Below are 19,422 nucleotides of genomic sequence, written 5' to 3'. Positions count from 1 at the left end.
GACCAGTTCCGGAGAAACCGGTCTCGATACCCCCGGATTACGCGCCCGGTGGCGCAGGTCGAGGTGTTTTTTCGAGGTACACGCCCCCGAAAAACGGATTTTACGTCGCTTCGCTCCATTTCCCTTTCTATGCGCGCTGCGGCGAGAGACCTTTGGCTACAGTCTGAGGCACGGGTTTCTTTGCAAAACCCGTGCCTTTGCTTTTCTTGCTCAGATCATAGGGCGCGCGGAGTCCAGTACGCCGCTTAAAACGAACCGTAGCGTATCCATATCGACCGGCTTGGCTACATGAGCGTTCATACCGGATTCCAAACATGCCGCAATATCTTCGGAAAACGCGTTGGCAGTCATGGCAACGATGGGGATCGCGCCCGCGTCCCGGCGCTGCAGCGAGCGGATTGCGCGGGTTGCTTGATAGCCGTCCATCTCCGGCATTTGCACATCCATCAGTACAGCGTCATAGGTATCCGGCGCCGCGCTCTCAAAGGCCCGCAAGGCCTGCCTGCCGTCTGTCTTAACGACCGATCTGGCGCCTTCCATGCTCAAAAGCTCCTGTAGGATCTCCGCATTGATCTCATTATCCTCTGCGATCAGGAAGGTGCGGCCGTTCAAATCCACCGCTTGTGTCTGATGCGCGGCTTTTGCTTGAGATGCCCCGCTTCTGCATTCGGCGGCTTCGTATTCCAGCTCTACGCGGAAAACCGAGCCCTCGCCCAGCTTGCTTTCAACCGTTATCTCGCCGCCCATCAGGTCGATCAGCCCCTTCGTAATACTCAAGCCCAGCCCGGTTCCCTCCACGCGGGATACCGCGCGGCTGCGGGCAAACGGTGCAAAAATATTGGCAAGAAACTCCTGCGTCATACCGATACCGGTATCGCTGACCGTGAAGCGGTAGCGAATGCGCTGCGGGTCTTTCTGCGGCGCTATCTCCTCCACGCAAACGCCGACCGCGCCGCCCTTCTGCGTGAACTTGATCGCATTGCCGGTGAGATTAATCAATATCTGGCTGATCCGCAGCGAATCCCCCAAAAAGTCCTGATGCTCGATCCGCTCCTGCCGAATGGAAAATTGCAGCCCTGCCAACCGGGCCTGCGGCACCATGATGTCGGAAAGCTGTTCCAGCAGCTCGGGCATGGAAACGTTGACACGGTTCAGGGATATCTGAGACTGCTCGATCTTGCTCATATCCAGAATATCATTGATTAAGCTGAGCAAATGCTTGCTGGATACCTTGATCTTTTGCAGGCAGTCCGCTACCCGCGCGCGGTCGTCCATATGCGCGACGGCCAGCGTCGTCATACCCATAATGGCATTCATCGGCGTGCGGATATCATGGCTCATGGTGGATAGGAAATCGCTCTTGGCCCGGTTCGCCTCCTCCGCAATATCCAGCGCACGCTCCAAATCTTGCTTGGCTTTGCGCTCCGCAGCCAGTATATCGGTTACATCCGCCCGTACCAGACAAATCGTACTGTGGTTCTCGTCGCCCCACAAAACATTGATCTGCTTATACCGCAGTCCGTTTTCTGACCGAAACGGTACCACAAAATCGTAACCAGACGGCTGTTCCGCAAGCCTTACCAGCATGTTCGCAAGGCTAAACCGCTCATGCGCCTGCTGTTTATCCTCTTCCAGCCCATGATCGTCTACGAACTTCGCCAGCTCCTCCTCAAACCGGTCCACGATACGGGGCGCCAGATTTTCCAACACCGTTTGCCGGGTATACAACGTAAAGCGGCCGCTTGCCAGATGCAAAATCCCCATGAGATCAAAGGTGTACGCCATCATATTGAGCAAACTCTGTTCCTCACGCACGGACTCTGTGATGTCGCTGCATACCAGACAAAACCGGTCTAAACGTAGATCGACAGCGGAGATCGTCATATTTTTGGTGCAAACCTCCCCCTTCTCCCCTAACAGGCCGTAGGAAATCGTATAGGAACCGCCCGCTTTCAGACGGCGGCGCATCTCCGTCGGGTCCGTAGCGCAGGCAAAACGGCTGCGGTCTTTTGGTACAAGCAAATGCGCCACCATATCCGCCACCCGCTCGGAAAAGCGGCCCGTTGGCGGCGGTGGGAATTTTACGTCTTGGCTGCAGGTGACGACCGTATGCCGATCGTGCTCCAAATCCACATCGATAACATAATCATAGCTGGTGACGGAAAGCTGATGCAGAATCCGATCGGATATGGTCTGCTCCGTTATATCGGTCACAGTCAGCACGCCCGTGATATCTCCGGTAACCGGCGTTTCGATCAGGTTGACCTTGAACTGGACATAGCGTCCACGCTTCTCCTTCGGTAATTTGATGAAGCACGGGAGAACGCATTCCGTTTCATGCCGGTGAAAGGCCGCGAGCGCCGGTTCATTTAAATACATGTCAAGAAAAGCCTGCCGTTCGGACGGATCGACGATCAAGCCGGCTACTCCGGTAAAAAATGCTTCACGGACGTCGCCAAAGGTTTCCAGCAAATCGGAATTCGTATGATCCACAATGTCCAAAATCCGGTTTGTCGTCACATTGCAGTGCCCAAGCACCAATTCGTCCGCCCCCGGTTTTCGGTAGTGCTGCAGGATGATATCCTCGTACCGGCAGCGAATCTGCTCCTGTTCCTCCACCATTTTGGTGATATCGGTATAGATCGAGTAGATTCTGCGCACGCCATCCGCATGTTGCTGCACTGAAAGCGAATCCTTGACCCAGACATAGCCGCCGTCCCCGCAAGCCATGCGGGCGGTGAGCGTACAATGCCCGTCGCCTTTTTCGATGAAGGATCTCAGCTTTTTCTGATTCTCCTCCACATCATCGGGGTGCACGCCTGCAAAAATATCTTTTTGATAAAGCTCCCCTGCTTGCGCCACCGTCATATGCGTCATGGCGGCGAAGCCGTCTGAGATAAATTCCGGCGTCATCCCACCGTCCGGATCACAGCGTATCACGGATATGCCGCCGGGTAAATTACCCACGACGGTTTGAAAATACATTTCTAAACGTTCTTTTTCCTGACGGGTGCGCACTTCCTCCGTCACATCCCTGATATACTGCACATACGCCGGAATCCCGTTCCAGTCCGTTTCCCGGAAGCGCACGGTAAAGAACCTTCCCGGCATGCTTTCCAACTTGATCTCATGCTCTTTTCCATCCGCGCCATATGTTTGCAGCACACACGATGCACAGGGCGCCGGATTCCCATGCAGCGCTTCAAAACATTTTTGTCCCACACACGGTTTGGCTTCGCTGAACAGCGCGTTTGCATCGTTCGTATACAGCAGCTCATGCGTTTGCCGGTCGATCACATAGATCCCATCCGCGGTCTCATTGGCGATGTCCTGAAACAAGCGGGTCTGCATGGACATGCCGGTAAAAACAGCGTAAAAGCACAGCGAATCGCCCGTGTTTTCTATGCGCCGTCCGTTTAGATGCAGCCAGATCAGTTCGCCGTTCCGATGGCGCATTCGGTAAGAGACATCCAGCACGGTGCGGCGGCTTAGCGACGAGCGGGCGGCTAATAGCACCCTTTCGCGGTCGGGTTCGTAAACGCTGGCGATCGCGTCCGCATGAACGATCGCGTCGTACTCCTCCCGCGTGTGCCCAGTCAGCGCCGGAACGCCGTCGGAATAGAACAGGGGGATAAATTGGTCGCCCTCCACCCGGTAACTGGCAATGCCGCCCGGTACGGAATTGACCAGATTACTCAATTCCGTTCGCGCCTCCTTTAGCGCGGAAATATCGTGAAACACGCATTGCAGCAAGGGCCGACCGCCCTCTTCTCCCACTGTTTTCGCCTGCACGCGCACCCAAATCGCGCGGCCGTTGCGATGCTGCTTGCGAAATTCAAATTCCACGGTATCCTGCGCCTGCGCGGCGAGACGCAGCCGGTCGGTCACCATTTCGGCATCTTCTAAATGGGTCAGGCCCACATCGTCCAGCATAGCCATGTTCCGGCCTTCCTCCGCGGAATAACCGCTCATTTCCAGCACGCCATCGGACACATACACAGGCTCGAAAGCAGCTCCGACCCTATAAACCGCGACCCCGCCCGGGATCGCATGGATAATATCCTGCATCACGCTGTTGGTATACACGGCCTTGACCTGTTCGGCGGTAAGAGAACCGCTCCCTATCATTCCCGATCACCGCCCTTTTCTATTTTTCTATCTCTGCTGCATGCAACGTGCAGCTCATTTTTCAATCTTCCGGGGTTTCAGCCGTTTTATCTTTCTGCATACGCTTATAAGCCGTTATATCGTAGCAGGATAGCAGATAGGCGCAGTAATCCCCCCATTTGATCGGCGATACCTGCACGCTGGTCCAAACATCATATTGCGGATTGTAGATTTCCTTCGCCCCTTTGAGCGGACAGGTCTCGCAAGGGCTCTCTCTGCTGAAAAACGCCCGGTAGCATGGCATGCCGACCCGCGCCGAAGCGTCCAGCTCCTTTGTTTTGTGGTTTAAGTAAAGCAACTCGTAGTTGGTTTGATCGACCGCGTAAATATAGGCGTCCTGCATATCTAGAATGGTATTGAGCTGCAGCGTCATTTGCCGGTCGCGCTCCATCACATGTTTTTTTTCCAAAAAGATCGTCAGCATTTGGGAGATTAGCGATAAAATGCCGATCTCTTCCTTGGTCCACATCCGCATGCCTGTGCATTCGTCAAAGCCTACAAACCCGCGAAACTGATTGTTCTCCCGGATCGCGCACTGCAATGTGGAGCAGATCCCTTGCCCTTCAAAAAGAGCCGCCTGCGCCGGCGTGAGCGAACGGACGTCGCGGCAATAGAAAATGGCGTTGTCTTTAAATAAATCCTTATACCCCGTTACATCTTCATAGGGATAGTGTTGTAAATTGTCCTTTTCCGGGGCGATCCCCTCATTGCACCATTCATAGGTATTATCGCAATATTTTCCATCCGAACTGTTTTCAAAAATATAAGCCCGGCTTACATCAAAGCGCTTGCCCACGATCTCTAGGATCAGTTGGATGGCGCACTCCATATCCGCCGTATCATAAAGGATTTGGAACACATAGCTGACCAAGTCGCCCTGCAGCCCCGCGGTGCGCTGATCCGAATCGATGGATGCGCCGATGGAGGAATACCCGATCTGGTTGATCGGCACGGCGTCCCTCGGATCGAACAGCACGTATTGGTTCTTCCCTTGGCTCTTGGCCCGATACAGCGCGAGGTCCGCGCTGTGATAAAGCGATTGGAAATCGGTACCGTCATCCGGATAGATCGCCGCGCCGATGCTGCAGGTGACCTCTGTCAGGGATTTTTCTCCCTCGAACAGATGGGTGAACATATCCAGAAGCTTGCCCGCCTTGTCCTGCGCCACTTCTTTGGAAGGCAGGTTATTTAAAAATATCGTGAATTCATCCCCGCCGATTCTTCCGACCGTATCGGTCCGGCGGGTCAGCTTCTTCATGCCCGCGGCCAGCTCGGTCAGCACCGCGTCCCCGAACAGGTGCCCCTGTCCGTCGTTGATCTGCTTGAAGTTATCGATATCGATCATCAAAAGCGCGCAGATATCTTCAGGATAGCGCTCCAAACAGTGCTTAATCTGCCGCTCGGTCTCCTCACGGTTGTAAAGCCCGGTCAGCGCGTCCCGCTCAGCCCGGCGCCGCAAATCGTCTACCAAACGCTTTTCCCGGTCGATATCGGTGATCACGCCCACGGTTTTCAGCGGCTTTCCGTTCTCATCATACTGATCGGTGATACGGACGCGGCACCAGATATACCGTTCCTCCGCGTCCTGTATGCGGATCTCGATCGAAGAATAGGGTATGCCCTCCCGAGCATTTTTCATAAGCTCCAACAGCTGCGGCATATCCTCCGGATGGACATGTTGATTCTGCGGCAGCTGCAAGGAGATTGCATCCGTCATCGGTTCATATCCGAATTTACGCATCCAGTTCGCGGAATAAAACATGGTATCCGCGCGAATGTCCCATTCAAAAATGATATCGGCCGTCTGATCCATGATAATCCGATGACGTTCCAGAGACAATCTCAGCTTTTCCCTGTCGTTTCTGGATTCCGTTACATCCAGCATAACGCAAAACATCCGCTCGCCGCCGGATGCGTCACGGCTCGTTTCGATACTGTTCAGCACCCATTTGCCCGCGCCGTCTTTACAGCGCACCCGGCAGTTGACGATAGCCTTGCCGTTCTTCTTGATCTGCTGCCCGGCCATGCGCTGCATAATCTCGCGATCCACCGGCACGATCATTTCTATAAAACGGTTGCCGAACCATTCGGACAGCTCCTCGCGGGAATATCCAAACATATCGATAAAGCCTCGGTTGACCGCTAGCATCGTCCATGTATCGTCAGCCAGACACTGTAGGACGCCGCCGGGAATGTGGTCTAAAACCGCTTGTTCATCATTGCTGAAAGAAATAGGCTGTGTATCCATTATAAACCCCCGTTTTTCCAAACGCTCTATCTCGGCTTCGCTACACGGCTTTTGTCCGGGACATGGCTTTGCTTGTGCCGTCACACACAACAAGTATTATTTTGTTCATACTCCCATTTATCAAAGTATAGCAAAGCAAAGCAAAAATAGCAATGCTTGACTGATACTAAAAAGCAGTAGAGCAGTAAACCTCCGCCATTTTACACCTTTGTCATTGTCAGTTTACATGTTTTTATCGTGCGCATTTCCCCATCAAGATAAAAAAACGGTGCAGAAGCATTTCGCCTTTGCACCGTTTTCCATATCCGTTTATTTAACCCGGCCGATCAGACTGCGGGATAGGGCTTCAAGCAGCGGATCGCCCCCGAAATGATCGAGCGCAGCCACGGCTTCATCGGTAAGAGCATTGACCAGTTCCCGGCACTTCTCCATGCCAAGCAGCGCGGGAAAGGTTGATTTTTCGCTCTTTTCATCCTTACCGACCGACTTTCCAAGCACGGCCGCGTCCCCTTCAATATCGAGCAGATCGTCTTCGATCTGGAAGGCAAGGCCCAGCTTATTTCCAAAAATTTCTGCGGCGGCAAGCGTTGTCTCATCACTTTTGCCCGCCGCGATACAGCCGACAGCGGCCGCGGCGCATAACAAGCAGCCTGTTTTTAGCTTCTGCAGGCGGTTTAACGTATCAAGGGATATCTGCTTGCCCTCGCTCGCCATATCGAGCACCTGTCCGCCGATCATACCATTCATACCGGCGGCGCGGGACATATAGCGTATGGCGGCCAGTGCGATCTCGGGCGCGCAGTCCGCGCCTGCCATGGTCTCAAAGGCCCGCGTCAGCAGCCCGTCTCCCGCCAGTACAGCGGTCGCTTCGCCGTATACCTTATGGCAGGTCGGGCGGCCGCGGCGCAGGTCGTCGTCGTCCATACAGGGCAGATCATCGTGAATGAGCGAATACGTGTGGATCATTTCAAGCGCGCAGGCAAAAGGCAGCGCCTTCTGCTTGCGCCCGCCGCACAGGCGGCAAAATTCCAACAATATCACGGGGCGCAGCCGCTTGCCGCCCGCAAGGGCCGCATACTTCGCGGCGTCGAAGATCTCGTCATAGCCCTCGCCGTTCTCACCTGATAGGTAGTCGCGCAGCGCGGACTCGATCAGGGCGATATCCTCTTGAAGCGTCTTTTCCAGTTCCATATTATACCTCTTCCTCCGGTACAAAGGGCGTTTCGACCAGTTCGCCCTGCTCGCTTTCTTGCATGACCGTCACCTTTTGCTCGGCCTTGTCCAGCAGCTTGCCCATCGCGGCGGAGAGCTTCGTGCCCTCCTCGAACAGCTTGATGCTTTCGCTCAGCGGCGCTTCGCCGCGCTCAAGCAGGCGAACGATCTCTTCCAAGCGCTCCATCTGGCTTTCAAATGACTTTTCCGCCATTATGCTTCTCCCTTCTCGGTATCCAAAACACTGCAAGTTGCCACGCCCTTCGCAAAGCGCACGCGCAGACGGTCGCCCGCGTGAAGGGCGGCGGCATCTACAACAACGCCCTTTTCCCCTTCCGCGATCGCATAGCCACGCGCCAGAACGCCGAGCGGGCTGATCGCATCCAGCGTGGCGACCAGACGGCTAAAGCGCAGCCTGCGCGCTTGCACGCCGCGCTGCCCCGCAGCCGATAGCTTTTGCCCCAATAGCCGCACATACTGCCGCTCCCGGTCAAGGCGGGCCGCCTGCGCGCCGAGCAGGCGTTCGCACGCGCTGTCCAGTTGCAGGCGTTTTTCATCAATATACTTTGCCGGCGTGCGCGCGGCGAGCCGCTCGGCCAAACCGTCCAGCCTCCGCCGGTTGGTCTGCATGTGCCGCAATCCCGCTGTGTGCAGCCGCAGCTCCAGCGAGCGCAGCGCCACGCGGTACTCCGCCCGATCGGGCACAGCCAGTTCCGCCGCGCCCGAGGGCGTCGGCGCGCGCAGATCGGCTACAAAATCCGCGATTGTTACATCGGGTTCGTGCCCAACCGCCGAAATGACAGGGATCTCCGATTCAAAGATCGCGCGGGCGACCGCTTCTTCGTTAAAAGCCCACAGGTCTTCCATGGAACCGCCGCCGCGGCCGCACAAAATAACATCGGCCTCGCCCACAGCGTTGGCCAGCGCGAGCGCGCGGCAGATGCTGGGCGCCGCGCCCGGCCCCTGCACCAACGAAGGGTACAGCGTCACCCGGGCCAGCGGCCAGCGCCTGCCCAAAATACGGACCATATCGCGCACCGCCGCGCCCGTGGGCGAGGTGATGAGCGCGACATGCGAGGGACAGGCGGGAATAGGCTTTTTGTACGCTTCATTGAAAAGCCCTTCTGCGTGCAGCTTGCTTTTGAGCTGCTCAAACGCTAAGTTCAGCGCGCCCGCGCCGTCCGGCACAATCTCGTTTAGATAAAGCTGCACCTGCCCGGTGCGCGGAAACGAACTGACCCGCCCGCGCACGATAACCTTCATACCGTTTTCCAAACGAAATTTCAGCCGCATCGCGTCTGAACGGAACATCACCGCGCTAATTGACGCGCCTTCGTCTTTGAGCGTTAGATAATAGTGGCCGGAGGAATGCGCCTTGTAGTTGGATATCTCGCCCTGCACGAAAAGGTTGCGGTAACCCGGTACGGCGTCCAGCAGGTCCTTGATCTCATTATTAAGCCTTGTGACTGAATATACCGTGCTCAATTTTCTGTCCTTTCATACTGCCGGGCGGCCAATACCGCTACTCCGACCGCGTTATCGCCAGAAAGACGCGGTTCGGCAAAGAAGATATTCTCTTGCTCCGCAAACCTTGCGCGCAGTATTTCGCTTGCCATGACCCCGCCCGCGCACAAAACGGGATAAGGGTATTGCCGCCGCGCCTGCCGGGTCGCTTCCCAAACGGCGCTCGCCACTGTTTCTAGTGTAAAGCGCGCGATCTGCGCGGGCGGCTCCTTCTTTCGGACCCGACTTTCCACCTGATTTTGCATGCCGGAAAGCGAAAAATAACCATCCGTCACGCGCGGCTTTGCGCCCTTTTCGGGCGCGGCGTCCAGCGCGAGCCGATCGAGCGCCGCTCCGCTGGGAAAGGATAAGCCGAGCGCCGCGCCCGCCCGGTCGACGAGCTGACCCGCGGACAGATCGGTCGTACCGCCGATGCATGCACAGTCCGGCAGGCCGTCCTCCCCCGGGCGCACCAACAGCAACTCGGTCGTGCCGCCGGACAGGTGCCACGCAAGAAAGTGCGCATCCAGCAGCGCCAACCGCCCGGCGGACAGCGCCGCTGCCGCGATATGTCCCTGCTGATGGGAACAAGGAAAAAGCGGCACGGAAAGCAAATGCGCCGCGCTCCGCGCGGCGCTTTCGCCTGCCAAAAAGCAGGGCATATACGAACCTTCGACCGCGCGCGGCCGGGTACTGACACCAACGGCGCAAACAGGCCCTCTGGGCAGCGCGCCTATCTTTTCATGCAGACGCACAGTGTGCTGGAACAGCGCGTCCGATTGGCGCAGGCCGATCGCGCCCGCGGGCACCGTAAGCAGCTCCCCCTCGTTAACCCAGCAAAGGGTGTCTGATTCAAAGATCGCAGCCGAGGTGCGGTAATTGGAGGTATCCACCCCCAAAAAACGTTTACACATTGGATGCGGCGGCTTCCGGCTGCGGCGCCGCAGGTTCGGCCGATTCCGCGGCAGTCTCTGCCACTGTTTGATCCATAGGCGCGTCGCCGCTGTTTTCCGCGCGCACAATCGAACCCAAAATGCCGTTGATAAAGGCGGCGGCTTCCTCGGTGTCGTAGATCTTAGCCAGTTCGACCGCTTCATTGATGGCCGCGCCAACCGGCACATCGGCAACGTAACGCGATTCATAAAGGGCCAGCCGCAAAATGGCGATAGTCATATGCGACAGGCGGCTGAGCTTCCAGCCGTGTGAGAACGCTTCGATATCCCGATCCAGTTCGCTCAGGCGACCGGCCACGCCGATTACGACCTCGTGGATATACGATGTTTCCGCCTCGCCCAGCTTACCTGCGTACAGCGCGATATCGCCGCTGATCGAAGCCATGATGCTCTCGTCCAGCCGGTCGGCCAGCACCTCTTCCGCCTTGAAATCCTGAAACCCCATTTCAAAAATCAGGTGCAGGGCGATCTCTCTTGCTTGTTTTCTGCTCACGGTGGCAAGCTCCTCCTCGTTTCATGTCGAATACACTTGAATACGCCTTATTCTATCCTATTTTCGCCAAAAACGCAAGCGGATAGACAAAGAAAAAGCAGGTTTTCCTGAAACAACGCCAAACGGCCCGGCGAACTTCCGCCGGGCCGTACTTTTTGAAAACTTCTCGTGCCGCAGGCCGGCTCTTTGCGGTATTATCCTTGCAGCGGCACGTACCCGGCTTGCTCCATCACGCTGCGCCCGGTATCCGACAGGATAAAGGCGCGCAGCTTTGCGGCCGGGCTGTTTGCCGGTTCATTGGCGCGCGTAACAAGATAATATTCATTGATGAGCGGATATGCGCCGGAGGCGATCGTTTCGCTGGACGGCGAAACGCCGTCCACGTCGAGCAAGCGTAAGCCATCCATACCATACATGCGCGATACGTAATAATAGACCGAATAGCCTAAAGCGTTCGCGGAATTATCGTATTCGGCAATGGAATCGACCAATCCGCCCATTTCTTCCGGGCGCAGTTCGGTTGGCGCCTCAACCGGCTTTTTGTCCCGCATCAGCAGCTTCATGAACAGACTTTGGCTGCCGCTCGCCTCCGGCCGCTGAAAGGCGGCGATGGACGCCCCCGCGCCGCCCACGTCGCTCCAGTTTGTTATGGCACCGGTATAGATATCGGTCAACTGCTCCTGCGTCAGGCCGGTGACCGGATTGCCGTCGTTCACCAAAAATACGAGCGCGTCGCGCCCGATCGGCGTGATCACCAGTTCATTGCCGATTTCGTCCAGCCGCTTTTTCGTTTGCTCGCTCGCTTCGTAAACGAGCAGCAGATCGGCTTCGCCGTTCGCCAGCGCCATCCATGCCTCGGGTGTTTTGCGGCAGGTAGTCATCGCCTCCGCTTGCTCGAGGGACTCGCCGGTCGCAGCGGCGCGTATGGCCGCCATCATCGGTAAGTTTGCGGTCGAGCCATCCACGCGGGGATAATCCGCGGGCGATAGGATCGGTTCGATCGACTGCGCCGGCCGTTCCGCCGGAGGCGTATCTGCGGCGGGCGGCTGCGGCCGGCTTTGAGACGCGCACCCTGCAAGCGTTAACAGCAGCAGGCAGGCAAGAACTCTTTTTTTCATCCGTCAATCCTCCAATCCGGTGAAAATGCTTTCCTTTGCGATCCAGTTGCCCTTCAGGTCCATGATACCGCAGGAAAACCCTCTGGTGCAGACGACGTAGTCCTCCCCAACATCGGTAATATCGCGCAGACCGCGCAGCAGCACTTTGCCATCCGGCGAAAACAGATCGCAAAGCGCGCTGTCATCGCTGCCCGCGTATCCGAGGGCGAAGCACGACGCTTCGTTCACATCGCCGTAGTAACCTATATAAGCATATTCCCGCTCGGTCTCGATCGGCTTGCCGTCCAAATCGTACAGCTTAATGCGGCTTTCGCGTTCCACCATGATCAGGTGCTCGTTTCCCCCAAGAATATACGAGTTCTCGCTCAGATGCAAAACCTCGCTCGCTTTTCCATCGTAAACACTCACGATGCCGTCCTGCCAGACGGAAAAGCGCAGCCGGTCGGCCGGCGCGCCCTTATTGACCGGATAAGCGCCGTTTGACCAGCCCGAATCCAACGAACGCAGGGGGATCGAAACGCTTACAAGCGCTTTTCCCTGTCCATCCAAGATTTCCACATTGGACACGGACCCATTTTCAGCGTCCACCACTTCGGAGGTCAAAATATAGCAAAACTCGCCTTTTGCATTCTGGACGACCTCTTTCGTCTTTGCGCTCAGCGGCACCAGAACCCGCCCGTCGGACGAGACCACACAGCTTTTTTTGTAACGATCCGTTGAGCAAACAAAGTATTGCACCGGCTGATCCGGTTCCACCCGTTCATTCGCGGCGGGTGCCTGCCGCTGCGCCGCGCAGCCCGTAAGCAAGCCGAAAAGCGTAAGCACTAACCAAATTCGTTTCATCTCCGGCTCCCCTCCTTTTCTCTTTTATAGCACGATTTCCCTCTCGGCGCAACCCACAAAAGGGAAACAGCCGCTCAACCGAAAAAAGCGCCGTATGCAGCAGCATACGGCGCTTCCAGAGCAGCGTTATTTTTCTTCCACCGGTTCGGATTCGGCCGCCGCGGTGGTTTCAAAGGTGACCCCGCCAACGTGAATGTTCACCTCGGTCACGGTAAGGCCTGTCATCGACTCGACCGACGCCTTGACGTTTTCCTGTACAGCCCGCGCCACATCGCGGATATTGTGGCCGAAAAGCGCCAAAAAGCTGATCTCGATCTTGACCGTGCCCTCGTCCGACAGTTCGATGCGGACGCCCTTGGACAAATTTTTCTTACCTAAAAAGCTGACGATGTCGCTGGTCAGGCTGGAATACAGCCCGCTGACGCCTTCGGTGTCGGATGCGGAAAGCGCAGCGATGGAAGCGACGACGTCCTCCGATATCTTAATCGTGCCCTGATCGCCCGCGGTTGACCAATATTCCTTATGGTCTGCCATAAAAGCTCACTCTCCTTTAGGGGCATTATAGCACAGTTTGCCCAAAAAGCAAAGCAAAATGTGTCTGTCAGGCCGCTTCTACGATCTTAATTTGCCCTGCCGCCATATCGGTTTCGGACATTACGATATCTTTAATGACGGTGACGTCGGTCGCGGCCAGACCACCCTCGGGCGGCTCGACGACGATGTTGACGCTGTCATCCCCGATCATGACCACCGCGTCCACATAGCCCTTGGCGCGGATCAGGCTTTCCACCCGTGCCTCGGTCACCGAGTTTTCAGCCAGCACCGATATCTTGGCGGCGGCCTGTTCCTTTGCTTCCGCGTCCGCCATTTCGCTTTCCGTTGTTTCCTTCAGGATGCTGACCGCCTCGTCCCTCGCCTGTTCGCGCGTCAGGCGCGAGGATACAAAGTAGTCGTCCGACTGGGCGCTCGTCTCAGCCGACCCGCCATCCTGTGCCGCCGTGTCCGCCGCGCCGTCCGTCTGCCGCGCCACCATCAAATCCTCCGGCGCGCCGACGTGGCTCCAGTTCAGGTATACCGCAACGCACAGCATCAGCGCGATCACGCCGTACACCGCCCCGCGCTTCTTGATCTTTTTCATGCAAAATCGCCCTCCCGTGTTTCATTACTAAGACTTATGACTCCGCCGCCATTTTCAGAACCGTAACTTTGTCCGTACCCACGCCGCATATTGTCGAAACCGCCTGCGTCACCGCATAGCGTACCGCGGTGTTATCCGCGCCTTCGCACAAAACCACCGCGCCGCGAAAGGTCGGCAGCAGGCTTTTGACCGTAACAGGCGTTTCGCCGTAGCTGCCATCCGATAAAACGGTCAGATCGCTTTCATAGCTCTGTCCGCTGGTACCGTTTTTGGTTTGCCGCACGTTGACCGCGTACACGGCCTCTTCCGTTTCATCGAGCGAGAGCAGCAGCGAAACGCGGCCCACTCCCTCGATCGCGCCGAGCTGATCGCTGAGCGCCTGCTGGAACTCCGCCAGATTAAACCCCTCGCCCGCGGGTTCCGTACCGGCGGGCGGCGCTTTTACCTCCGCGGCGTCGCGGAACCAGCCGCCGGAGGCGAGCAGCAGCACGCCGGTCAGCAGCACAATGATCACCGCGCGGTACTTTTTCAGCAGCGGCAGGCATTTTTCCGCCGCCTTCCGCAGCGGCGCTAAATCAATATTCTTCATTTTTCAATCAGCTCCTGTCGGTCCGCGGGCACGCCGCTCTCCTTTAAAATCAGCTCTTGCAGCTCCGCAAGGCGGGCGGCGTCCTTTTTGCGGTAAAATACGGTCACGTGATCGGTTTGCAGCAGTCCGTCCTCATCGGTCGCCATGGTGACAAGCACCGTGCATTCGATGCCGATCTCGGACGCGCGCTGTTCCAGCGCGCTTGCCACGGCGGCGCCCATGGCGTTCAGCGTCGTCTGTCGGTTTTGCGCCTCCAATTCCGCGATCGAGACGTCCCCCGCCGCCGTGTCCGCCCGCCTTGCCAGATCGGTCAGACGCAGCCCGGACAGCGGCTGTAACAGCGCAAGCGCCATCAAAAGCCCCGCCGCGATACGCACGATCTCTTTCAGCGCCGAATCCTTGGCCACCGACAGCGCCAGCGAGGACGCCGCGCCCGCCAGCGTGACGCGCAGCAGGATCGTTCTAAATAATTCCATCATACCGGCTTCACCATCGCAATGACGTAGACAAGTTCAAAATAAAGGATCATGCTGCATGTGGAAAGCATGCCGAGCAGCAGGCCGAAGCCCGTGCCGACGCCCGAGAGCAGCCCCTCCATGTTTTTGCTGCAAAGCGGTGAAAACACGGCGGCGCCGATGCGATAGAATAAGTAGCACGCGCCCGCGCGCAAAAACGGCACGATGCAGATTGCCGTGATGCACAGCATGCCGAACACGCCGACCGAATTTTTCAGCAGGGCCGCGCCGGTGAGCATGGTTTCGGTCGCGTCCGACAGGATACCGCCTACGACCGGCACCGCGCCCGACACCGCGAATTTGGCTGTTTTGAGCGCCATGCGGTCCACGCTTCCCGAAACGCCGCCCGCGATCGTGATATAGGCGATAAACAGCGTAAGGATCAGCTTTAAAGCGCCCGCCGTCAGGCTTTTGATGCCGTCCGCCAGCCCGTGCAGCAGACCGTTGCCGGTCGCCGCGTCCACAGCGGTGATGGCGAGATAAGCACAGGCGGCGGGCACGAGCAGCGTTGTCACCAGACGGATGACCAGATCGAACACCAGCATGGTGGCGACCTGCAGCGCCGTGGCCGTTACCGCAGAGCCGCCCACCGACAGCGCCGCCGCCAGAACCGGCTGCAAGGTCGCGGAAAACACGCTGATCTGTTCGAGCGCCTGTCGGCACAGGCTCAGCACGCCCGAAAAATCGGTAAGCAGGATCGCGCCGCAGCCGAGCGCGCCCGCCATATCGATCGCCGAATCCGCCGCGCCGCCCGCGGCCGAGGAAAAACCGCGCGCCACCGCCGTCAGCACGACCACGCCGGCCACGCGCAGCAGCCCGCGGAAGGCGCTTTGCACCGCGTTTTGCCCATCCTCCGCAAAGTTCCCAAACATGCCGGAAAGCGACGCGGTCAGATCGGTCGCGCTATCCGGCGTAATACCGTTTAAGTATTCCTGCTGCTCGGCGGGCAGCGCGTCCGCCAATCTGTCCTGCCCCACATCGGGCGTTTCCCCCACCGCGTATGCCGGAGAAAGGAACAGCAGCGCGAGCAGAACAGCGAAGCATATGTTTTTTCCCATTTCCGTTCCTTTCAGGATTTTTAGATCCATTCCTCGATCAGACTCAGCACCTGCTGCAAAAGCGGCATGCAAAGCGCGATTGCCAGCACCGAACCCGCGATCTCCAGCTTTGCCGCGAGGGCGGACTGCCCCGCGTCCCGGCTGAGCGCGCCCATCACCCGCACGACCACGGCCACGCCGACCGTTTTGATCACCGGCAGATAAAGCGTTTCGCTCATGCCGCCCTGCGCGAACACCTGCGTGATCTCGCGCACCGCGCCGCCCATTCCCGAGAATACGCGAAATAGGATGACCAGCCCCGCGGTGAGCGCCAGCAGGAAGGCGATGGCGGGGCTCTCCTTTTTCAGCGTCAGCGTCAGCACGATCGCGGCGAGCGCGATGCCGCACAGGGCAAGCAGATCGCCCATGTTCAAAAGCCGAACACGCTTTTCATCATCGAGAACAGCTGGCTGATCTCCTGCACGATCAGCATCAGCACGACGATGAGCCCGGCGAGCGTGGTCATCAGCGCCTGTTCCTCCCGCCCCGAGCGGGTCAGCAGCTGGCTGAGCACAGCGACCAGAATCCCCACGGCGGCGATTTTAAAAATCAGATCAACATCCATGCTTTCCTCCGCTCATATGAGCACCAGCACGAGCAGGATGCCCATCGCGATCCCACAGGTGCGGTACAGGTTCCCCTTGTTTTGCAGATCCATTGCCGCCGCGTCCCGCGCGGCGGTGAGGCGGCGCGCAACCTGCCGCAAGCCCGCGAGCTGCTCCTCCGCATGGTAGCGGCCCAGGAAATTGGCCGCGTCGCCGAGGATCTCGCACTCCTCCCGGCCAAGGCCGACCTCTGCTCCGGTCTCGCGGAAGCATTGCCGCCACAGGTAGCCGAGCGACAGGCCGCTTTGTTCGCGCATACGGCGCTGTAAGCTCATAAAAACACAGCAGACCGCCTCGTTTTCGTTTTCCGACAGCTCATTGATGATCTCGGGCAGCGTCGCCCGGCAGGCCGATATTTCGCTTTCGATCAATGAAAGGGCGAGCAGCATGGCGTCCGCCGCCGCGATCCGCCGGCCCAGCGCCTGTCTCGCGGACAGGCCCAGCGCCGCGCACGAACCGAATATCATGACCGCTCCAAGCAGCCTCAGCATTTCCTCATCCTCCTTTTAAGGGTATCGTTTGATAGCGCCTCTCCCCACCCTCCACCGAAATGACGACCGCTTGCCGGAACAGCCTAAGACCGAGCAGCTTGCGGTAGAGCGCGCGGCGGGATAGGTCCTGTACGTCCCGTGCGTGCGCGCTGGCAAACACGGCCACGCCGCAGTGCGCGCAAAGGGATACCGCTTCCACATCCGCAGGCGCGGTGATCTCGTCGAACACCAAAAGAGTGGGCGACATGGTTTTCAGCAGCATAATGGCCGCCTGTTTTTTTCCGCATCCCTCTATCACGTCGGTGCACGAGCCGATTTGGAACTGCGGCCGGCCCCCGCTGAGCGCGGCGAGCTCGCTGCGCTCATCCGCTACCGCCACCGTCACGCCCTGATCGGACACGCGGCGCGTCAGCTCGCGCAAAAGCGTGGTCTTGCCCGCGCCCGGCGGCGAGAGCAGCAGAGTGGATACCAGCCTGTCCCCGTTTGTCAGCCGGATATCCTGTCCCACCGTGTCGATCTGCCGGGCGACGCGCAGGTTCAAGGAGGATATTTGCCGGATGCCGCGCACCTCGCGATCCTCCATGATCGCGGTGCCGCACACGCCGAGCCGGTGCCCGCCGGGCAGCGTCAAAAATCCGTTTTGCAGGCTTTCCTGATAGCTATGTACCGAATACCGCGCGGCGCGGGACAGGATGTCGCGCAGGATCTCCGGCGTGAGCGGCTCAAGCGCCGTTTCCCGCTCGCCGCCAACTGTTTTAAAAGCGGGCGGCCTGCCTGCGCGCAGGCGTATTTCCTCCACCGTGCCCGCCGCCTCGCTGCCGGTAAGCGCCGTCAACAGCGGCGGCGGCATGCATTCCAGCGCCTGCCGGAGGGCCTCGTCCTTGTTCATTTCCATTCTAATCACCTGTCTTACTCTATGCGGCGGCCTGTCCCGCTTATGACAGGTTGGGGAAAAAAGTACGTGCGAAAAACACGGCCGTCTACTTTCCATTTTCCTTCAAAAAACCATTGACAAACCGAACGGGTGAATTTATAATATCAATATATATTGCACAAAGCGATGACAGAGGAAAGTAATTATCCCAAGTGCGGCTTACAGGGAGTGTCCGGCCCGACTGAGAACGGACGCAGGCGCCGGTATGATGAAGTTCCCTCTTGAGCCGCAGCGCTGAACCGTTTTTTCAGTAGGCGCCGCCGGGTTTCCTCCGTTACTGGGATAGGATATACTTTTTGTATCCGAAAAAGTGCGGCAAGCATTTTGCCGAATGTGGGTGGTACCGCGGAAACCGTTTGTCTTTCGTCCCTCTTTGTGGATGAAAGGCTTTTTTTATGCTTTTTTGCCGCGAAAGACAAACAGAATCCCCCAACCACAAACCACTTTTGCAAAGGAGAAATGAACCATGATTATCATTATGAAACCCACCGCCACCAAGGAACATGTAGAGGAGCTGTCCCGTCACATTGAGAGGATGGGCGTAAAGGCCAACCCGATCTTTGGCACGGGCACCACCGTGATCGGCCTTGTGGGCGACACTGCCGCCGTGGACCGCGACGCGCTGCTGCGCGACCCGCAGGTGGATAACATTATTAAGGTGCAGGAGCCCTTCAAACTCGCCAACCGCAAATTCCACCCGGACGATTCCAGCGTTGCCATCGGAGGGGACGTTGTCGTGGGCGGCAAAAAGATCGTCGTCATGGCGGGTCCGTGCTCGGTAGAGGGCCACGACCAGATCATCGACGTGGCGCGCCACGTCAAGGCCGACGGCGCGACCGTGCTGCGCGGCGGCGCTTGGAAGCCCCGCTCCTCCCCGTACTCGTTCCAAGGCATGAAGGCCGAAGGCCTTGATCTGCTGCACGAAGCCAGTCAGGATACGGGTCTGCCGGTCGTGACCGAGATCACCAACCCCGCCCACATCGATCTGTTCATGGAAAAGTGCGACTGCTTTCAGGTGGGCGCGCGCAACATGCAGAACTTCGAGCTGCTCAAGGAACTGGGTCAGGTGAACAAGCCCGTACTTTTAAAGCGCGGCTTTGCCAACACCATGGAAGAATTTTTGATGAGCGCCGAATACCTGATGGCGGGCGGCAATGAAAACGTCATTTTGTGCGAGCGCGGCATCCGCACCTACGAGACCTACACCCGCAACACGCTGGACATTTCGGCGGTGCCGGTGCTCAAGCGCATGAGCCACCTGCCCGTCATCGTAGACCCGAGCCACGCGGGCGGTATTTACTGGATGGTGGAGCCGCTGGCCAAGGCTGCTGTCGCCGCCGGCGCGGACGGCCTGATGATCGAGGTGCACAACGATCCGGCGCACGCTATGTCGGACGGCGCGCAGTCGCTCACCTACGATTCGTTCCACGAAACCATGCATAACCTGCGCGCCATCGCCGCCGCTGTGGGCCGCGAGATATAACCCGATCAAAACACCACGCGAAGGAGTGTTGTC

19 protein-coding genes and 1 other annotated feature are annotated in these 19,422 nt (G+C 58.0%); of the genes, 1 reads left to right on the top strand and 18 read right to left on the bottom strand.

All coding sequences use genetic code 11. The features are described from left to right. Nucleotides 1-210 precede the first annotated feature (210 nt). The 18 genes from NE562_RS11115 to NE562_RS11030 all read right to left on the bottom strand — a co-directional run bounded on the left by NE562_RS11115 (nt 211) and on the right by NE562_RS11030 (nt 17,867). On the bottom strand, nt 211-4,128 hold the full coding sequence (locus NE562_RS11115; RefSeq protein WP_280962494.1) for a PAS domain-containing hybrid sensor histidine kinase/response regulator: 3,918 nt from the start codon (nt 4,126-4,128) through the stop codon (nt 211-213). Between the two features lie 61 nt (nt 4,129-4,189). Beyond that, nucleotides 4,190-6,415: a diguanylate cyclase domain-containing protein gene (locus tag NE562_RS11110; protein ID WP_280962493.1), complete on the bottom strand. Its 2,226-nt coding sequence runs from the start codon at nt 6,413-6,415 to the stop codon at nt 4,190-4,192. Between the two features lie 309 nt (nt 6,416-6,724). Continuing rightward, on the bottom strand, nt 6,725-7,606 hold the full coding sequence (locus tag NE562_RS11105; protein ID WP_280962492.1) for a polyprenyl synthetase family protein: 882 nt from the start codon (nt 7,604-7,606) through the stop codon (nt 6,725-6,727). Nucleotide 7,607: 1 nt separating this feature from the next. Beyond that, a complete protein-coding gene (gene xseB / locus NE562_RS11100; RefSeq protein ID WP_280962491.1) occupies nt 7,608-7,841 on the bottom strand; it encodes an exodeoxyribonuclease VII small subunit in 234 nt (77 codons plus the stop codon). Next, nucleotides 7,841-9,112 carry an exodeoxyribonuclease VII large subunit gene (gene xseA / locus NE562_RS11095; RefSeq protein ID WP_280962490.1) on the bottom strand — a complete coding sequence of 424 codons (1,272 nt, stop codon included), beginning with the start codon at nt 9,110-9,112 and terminating at the stop codon, nt 7,841-7,843. Before xseA ends, xseB begins: the two co-directional genes overlap by 1 nt. Continuing rightward, nucleotides 9,109-10,044 carry a DNA-binding protein gene (locus NE562_RS11090; protein WP_280962489.1) on the bottom strand — a complete coding sequence of 312 codons (936 nt, stop codon included), beginning with the start codon at nt 10,042-10,044 and terminating at the stop codon, nt 9,109-9,111. Before NE562_RS11090 ends, xseA begins: the two co-directional genes overlap by 4 nt. Next, on the bottom strand, nt 10,037-10,576 hold the full coding sequence (gene nusB, locus NE562_RS11085; protein WP_280962488.1) for a transcription antitermination factor NusB: 540 nt from the start codon (nt 10,574-10,576) through the stop codon (nt 10,037-10,039). The genes NE562_RS11090 and nusB overlap by 8 nt, the downstream gene beginning before the upstream one ends. 194 nt (nt 10,577-10,770) lie before the next feature. Continuing rightward, nucleotides 10,771-11,694 carry a PstS family phosphate ABC transporter substrate-binding protein gene (locus tag NE562_RS11080; protein WP_280962487.1) on the bottom strand — a complete coding sequence of 308 codons (924 nt, stop codon included), beginning with the start codon at nt 11,692-11,694 and terminating at the stop codon, nt 10,771-10,773. Between the two features lie 3 nt (nt 11,695-11,697). After that, entirely contained in the window at nt 11,698-12,537 is an 840-nt protein-coding gene (locus NE562_RS11075) for a DUF5046 domain-containing protein (protein ID WP_280962486.1), read from the bottom strand. A 126-nt stretch (nt 12,538-12,663) separates the two neighbouring features. Next, complete coding sequence (locus tag NE562_RS11070) at nt 12,664-13,071, bottom strand: Asp23/Gls24 family envelope stress response protein (RefSeq protein WP_280962485.1); 408 nt, start codon at nt 13,069-13,071, stop codon at nt 12,664-12,666. A 67-nt stretch (nt 13,072-13,138) separates the two neighbouring features. Beyond that, nucleotides 13,139-13,675, bottom strand: a complete 537-nt coding sequence (locus NE562_RS11065) for a SpoIIIAH-like family protein (RefSeq protein WP_280962484.1) — start codon at nt 13,673-13,675, stop codon at nt 13,139-13,141. A 34-nt stretch (nt 13,676-13,709) separates the two neighbouring features. Next, nucleotides 13,710-14,264 (bottom strand): hypothetical protein, encoded by a 555-nt coding sequence (locus NE562_RS11060; RefSeq protein WP_280962483.1) that lies wholly within the window; start codon nt 14,262-14,264, stop codon nt 13,710-13,712. Beyond that, nucleotides 14,261-14,743 carry a hypothetical protein gene (locus NE562_RS11055; RefSeq protein ID WP_280962482.1) on the bottom strand — a complete coding sequence of 161 codons (483 nt, stop codon included), beginning with the start codon at nt 14,741-14,743 and terminating at the stop codon, nt 14,261-14,263. The genes NE562_RS11060 and NE562_RS11055 overlap by 4 nt, the downstream gene beginning before the upstream one ends. Next, complete coding sequence (locus NE562_RS11050; protein WP_280962481.1) at nt 14,740-15,837, bottom strand: stage III sporulation protein AE; 1,098 nt, start codon at nt 15,835-15,837, stop codon at nt 14,740-14,742. Before NE562_RS11050 ends, NE562_RS11055 begins: the two co-directional genes overlap by 4 nt. Nucleotides 15,838-15,857: 20 nt before the next feature. Then, nucleotides 15,858-16,244 (bottom strand): SpoIIIAC/SpoIIIAD family protein, encoded by a 387-nt coding sequence (locus tag NE562_RS11045; protein ID WP_280962480.1) that lies wholly within the window; start codon nt 16,242-16,244, stop codon nt 15,858-15,860. A 2-nt stretch (nt 16,245-16,246) separates the two neighbouring features. Beyond that, nucleotides 16,247-16,441, bottom strand: a complete 195-nt coding sequence (gene spoIIIAC / locus NE562_RS11040) for a stage III sporulation protein AC (RefSeq protein ID WP_280962479.1) — start codon at nt 16,439-16,441, stop codon at nt 16,247-16,249. A 12-nt stretch (nt 16,442-16,453) separates the two neighbouring features. Further along, nucleotides 16,454-16,972, bottom strand: coding sequence for a stage III sporulation protein AB (locus tag NE562_RS11035; RefSeq protein WP_280962478.1), 519 nt, complete (start codon nt 16,970-16,972; stop codon nt 16,454-16,456). 4 nt (nt 16,973-16,976) lie between these two features. Further along, entirely contained in the window at nt 16,977-17,867 is an 891-nt protein-coding gene (locus tag NE562_RS11030; protein WP_280962477.1) for a stage III sporulation protein AB, read from the bottom strand. 156 nt (nt 17,868-18,023) lie between these two features. After that, nucleotides 18,024-18,280, top strand: a binding site (T-box leader). A gap of 92 nt (nt 18,281-18,372) precedes the next feature. On the opposite strand from NE562_RS11030, the gene aroF reads away from it, so the two are divergent. Continuing rightward, on the top strand, nt 18,373-19,389 hold the full coding sequence (aroF, locus tag NE562_RS11025) for a 3-deoxy-7-phosphoheptulonate synthase (RefSeq protein ID WP_280962476.1): 1,017 nt from the start codon (nt 18,373-18,375) through the stop codon (nt 19,387-19,389). The last annotated feature ends 33 nt before the right edge of the window (nt 19,390-19,422 follow it).

Origin of the sequence: Butyricicoccus faecihominis, assembly GCF_024462775.1 — a bacterium.
Lineage (GTDB): Bacteria > Bacillota > Clostridia > Oscillospirales > Butyricicoccaceae > Agathobaculum > Agathobaculum faecihominis_A.
Note: the sequence above shows the minus strand (reverse complement) of the source record. Positions and strands in the feature narration are given on the sequence as shown.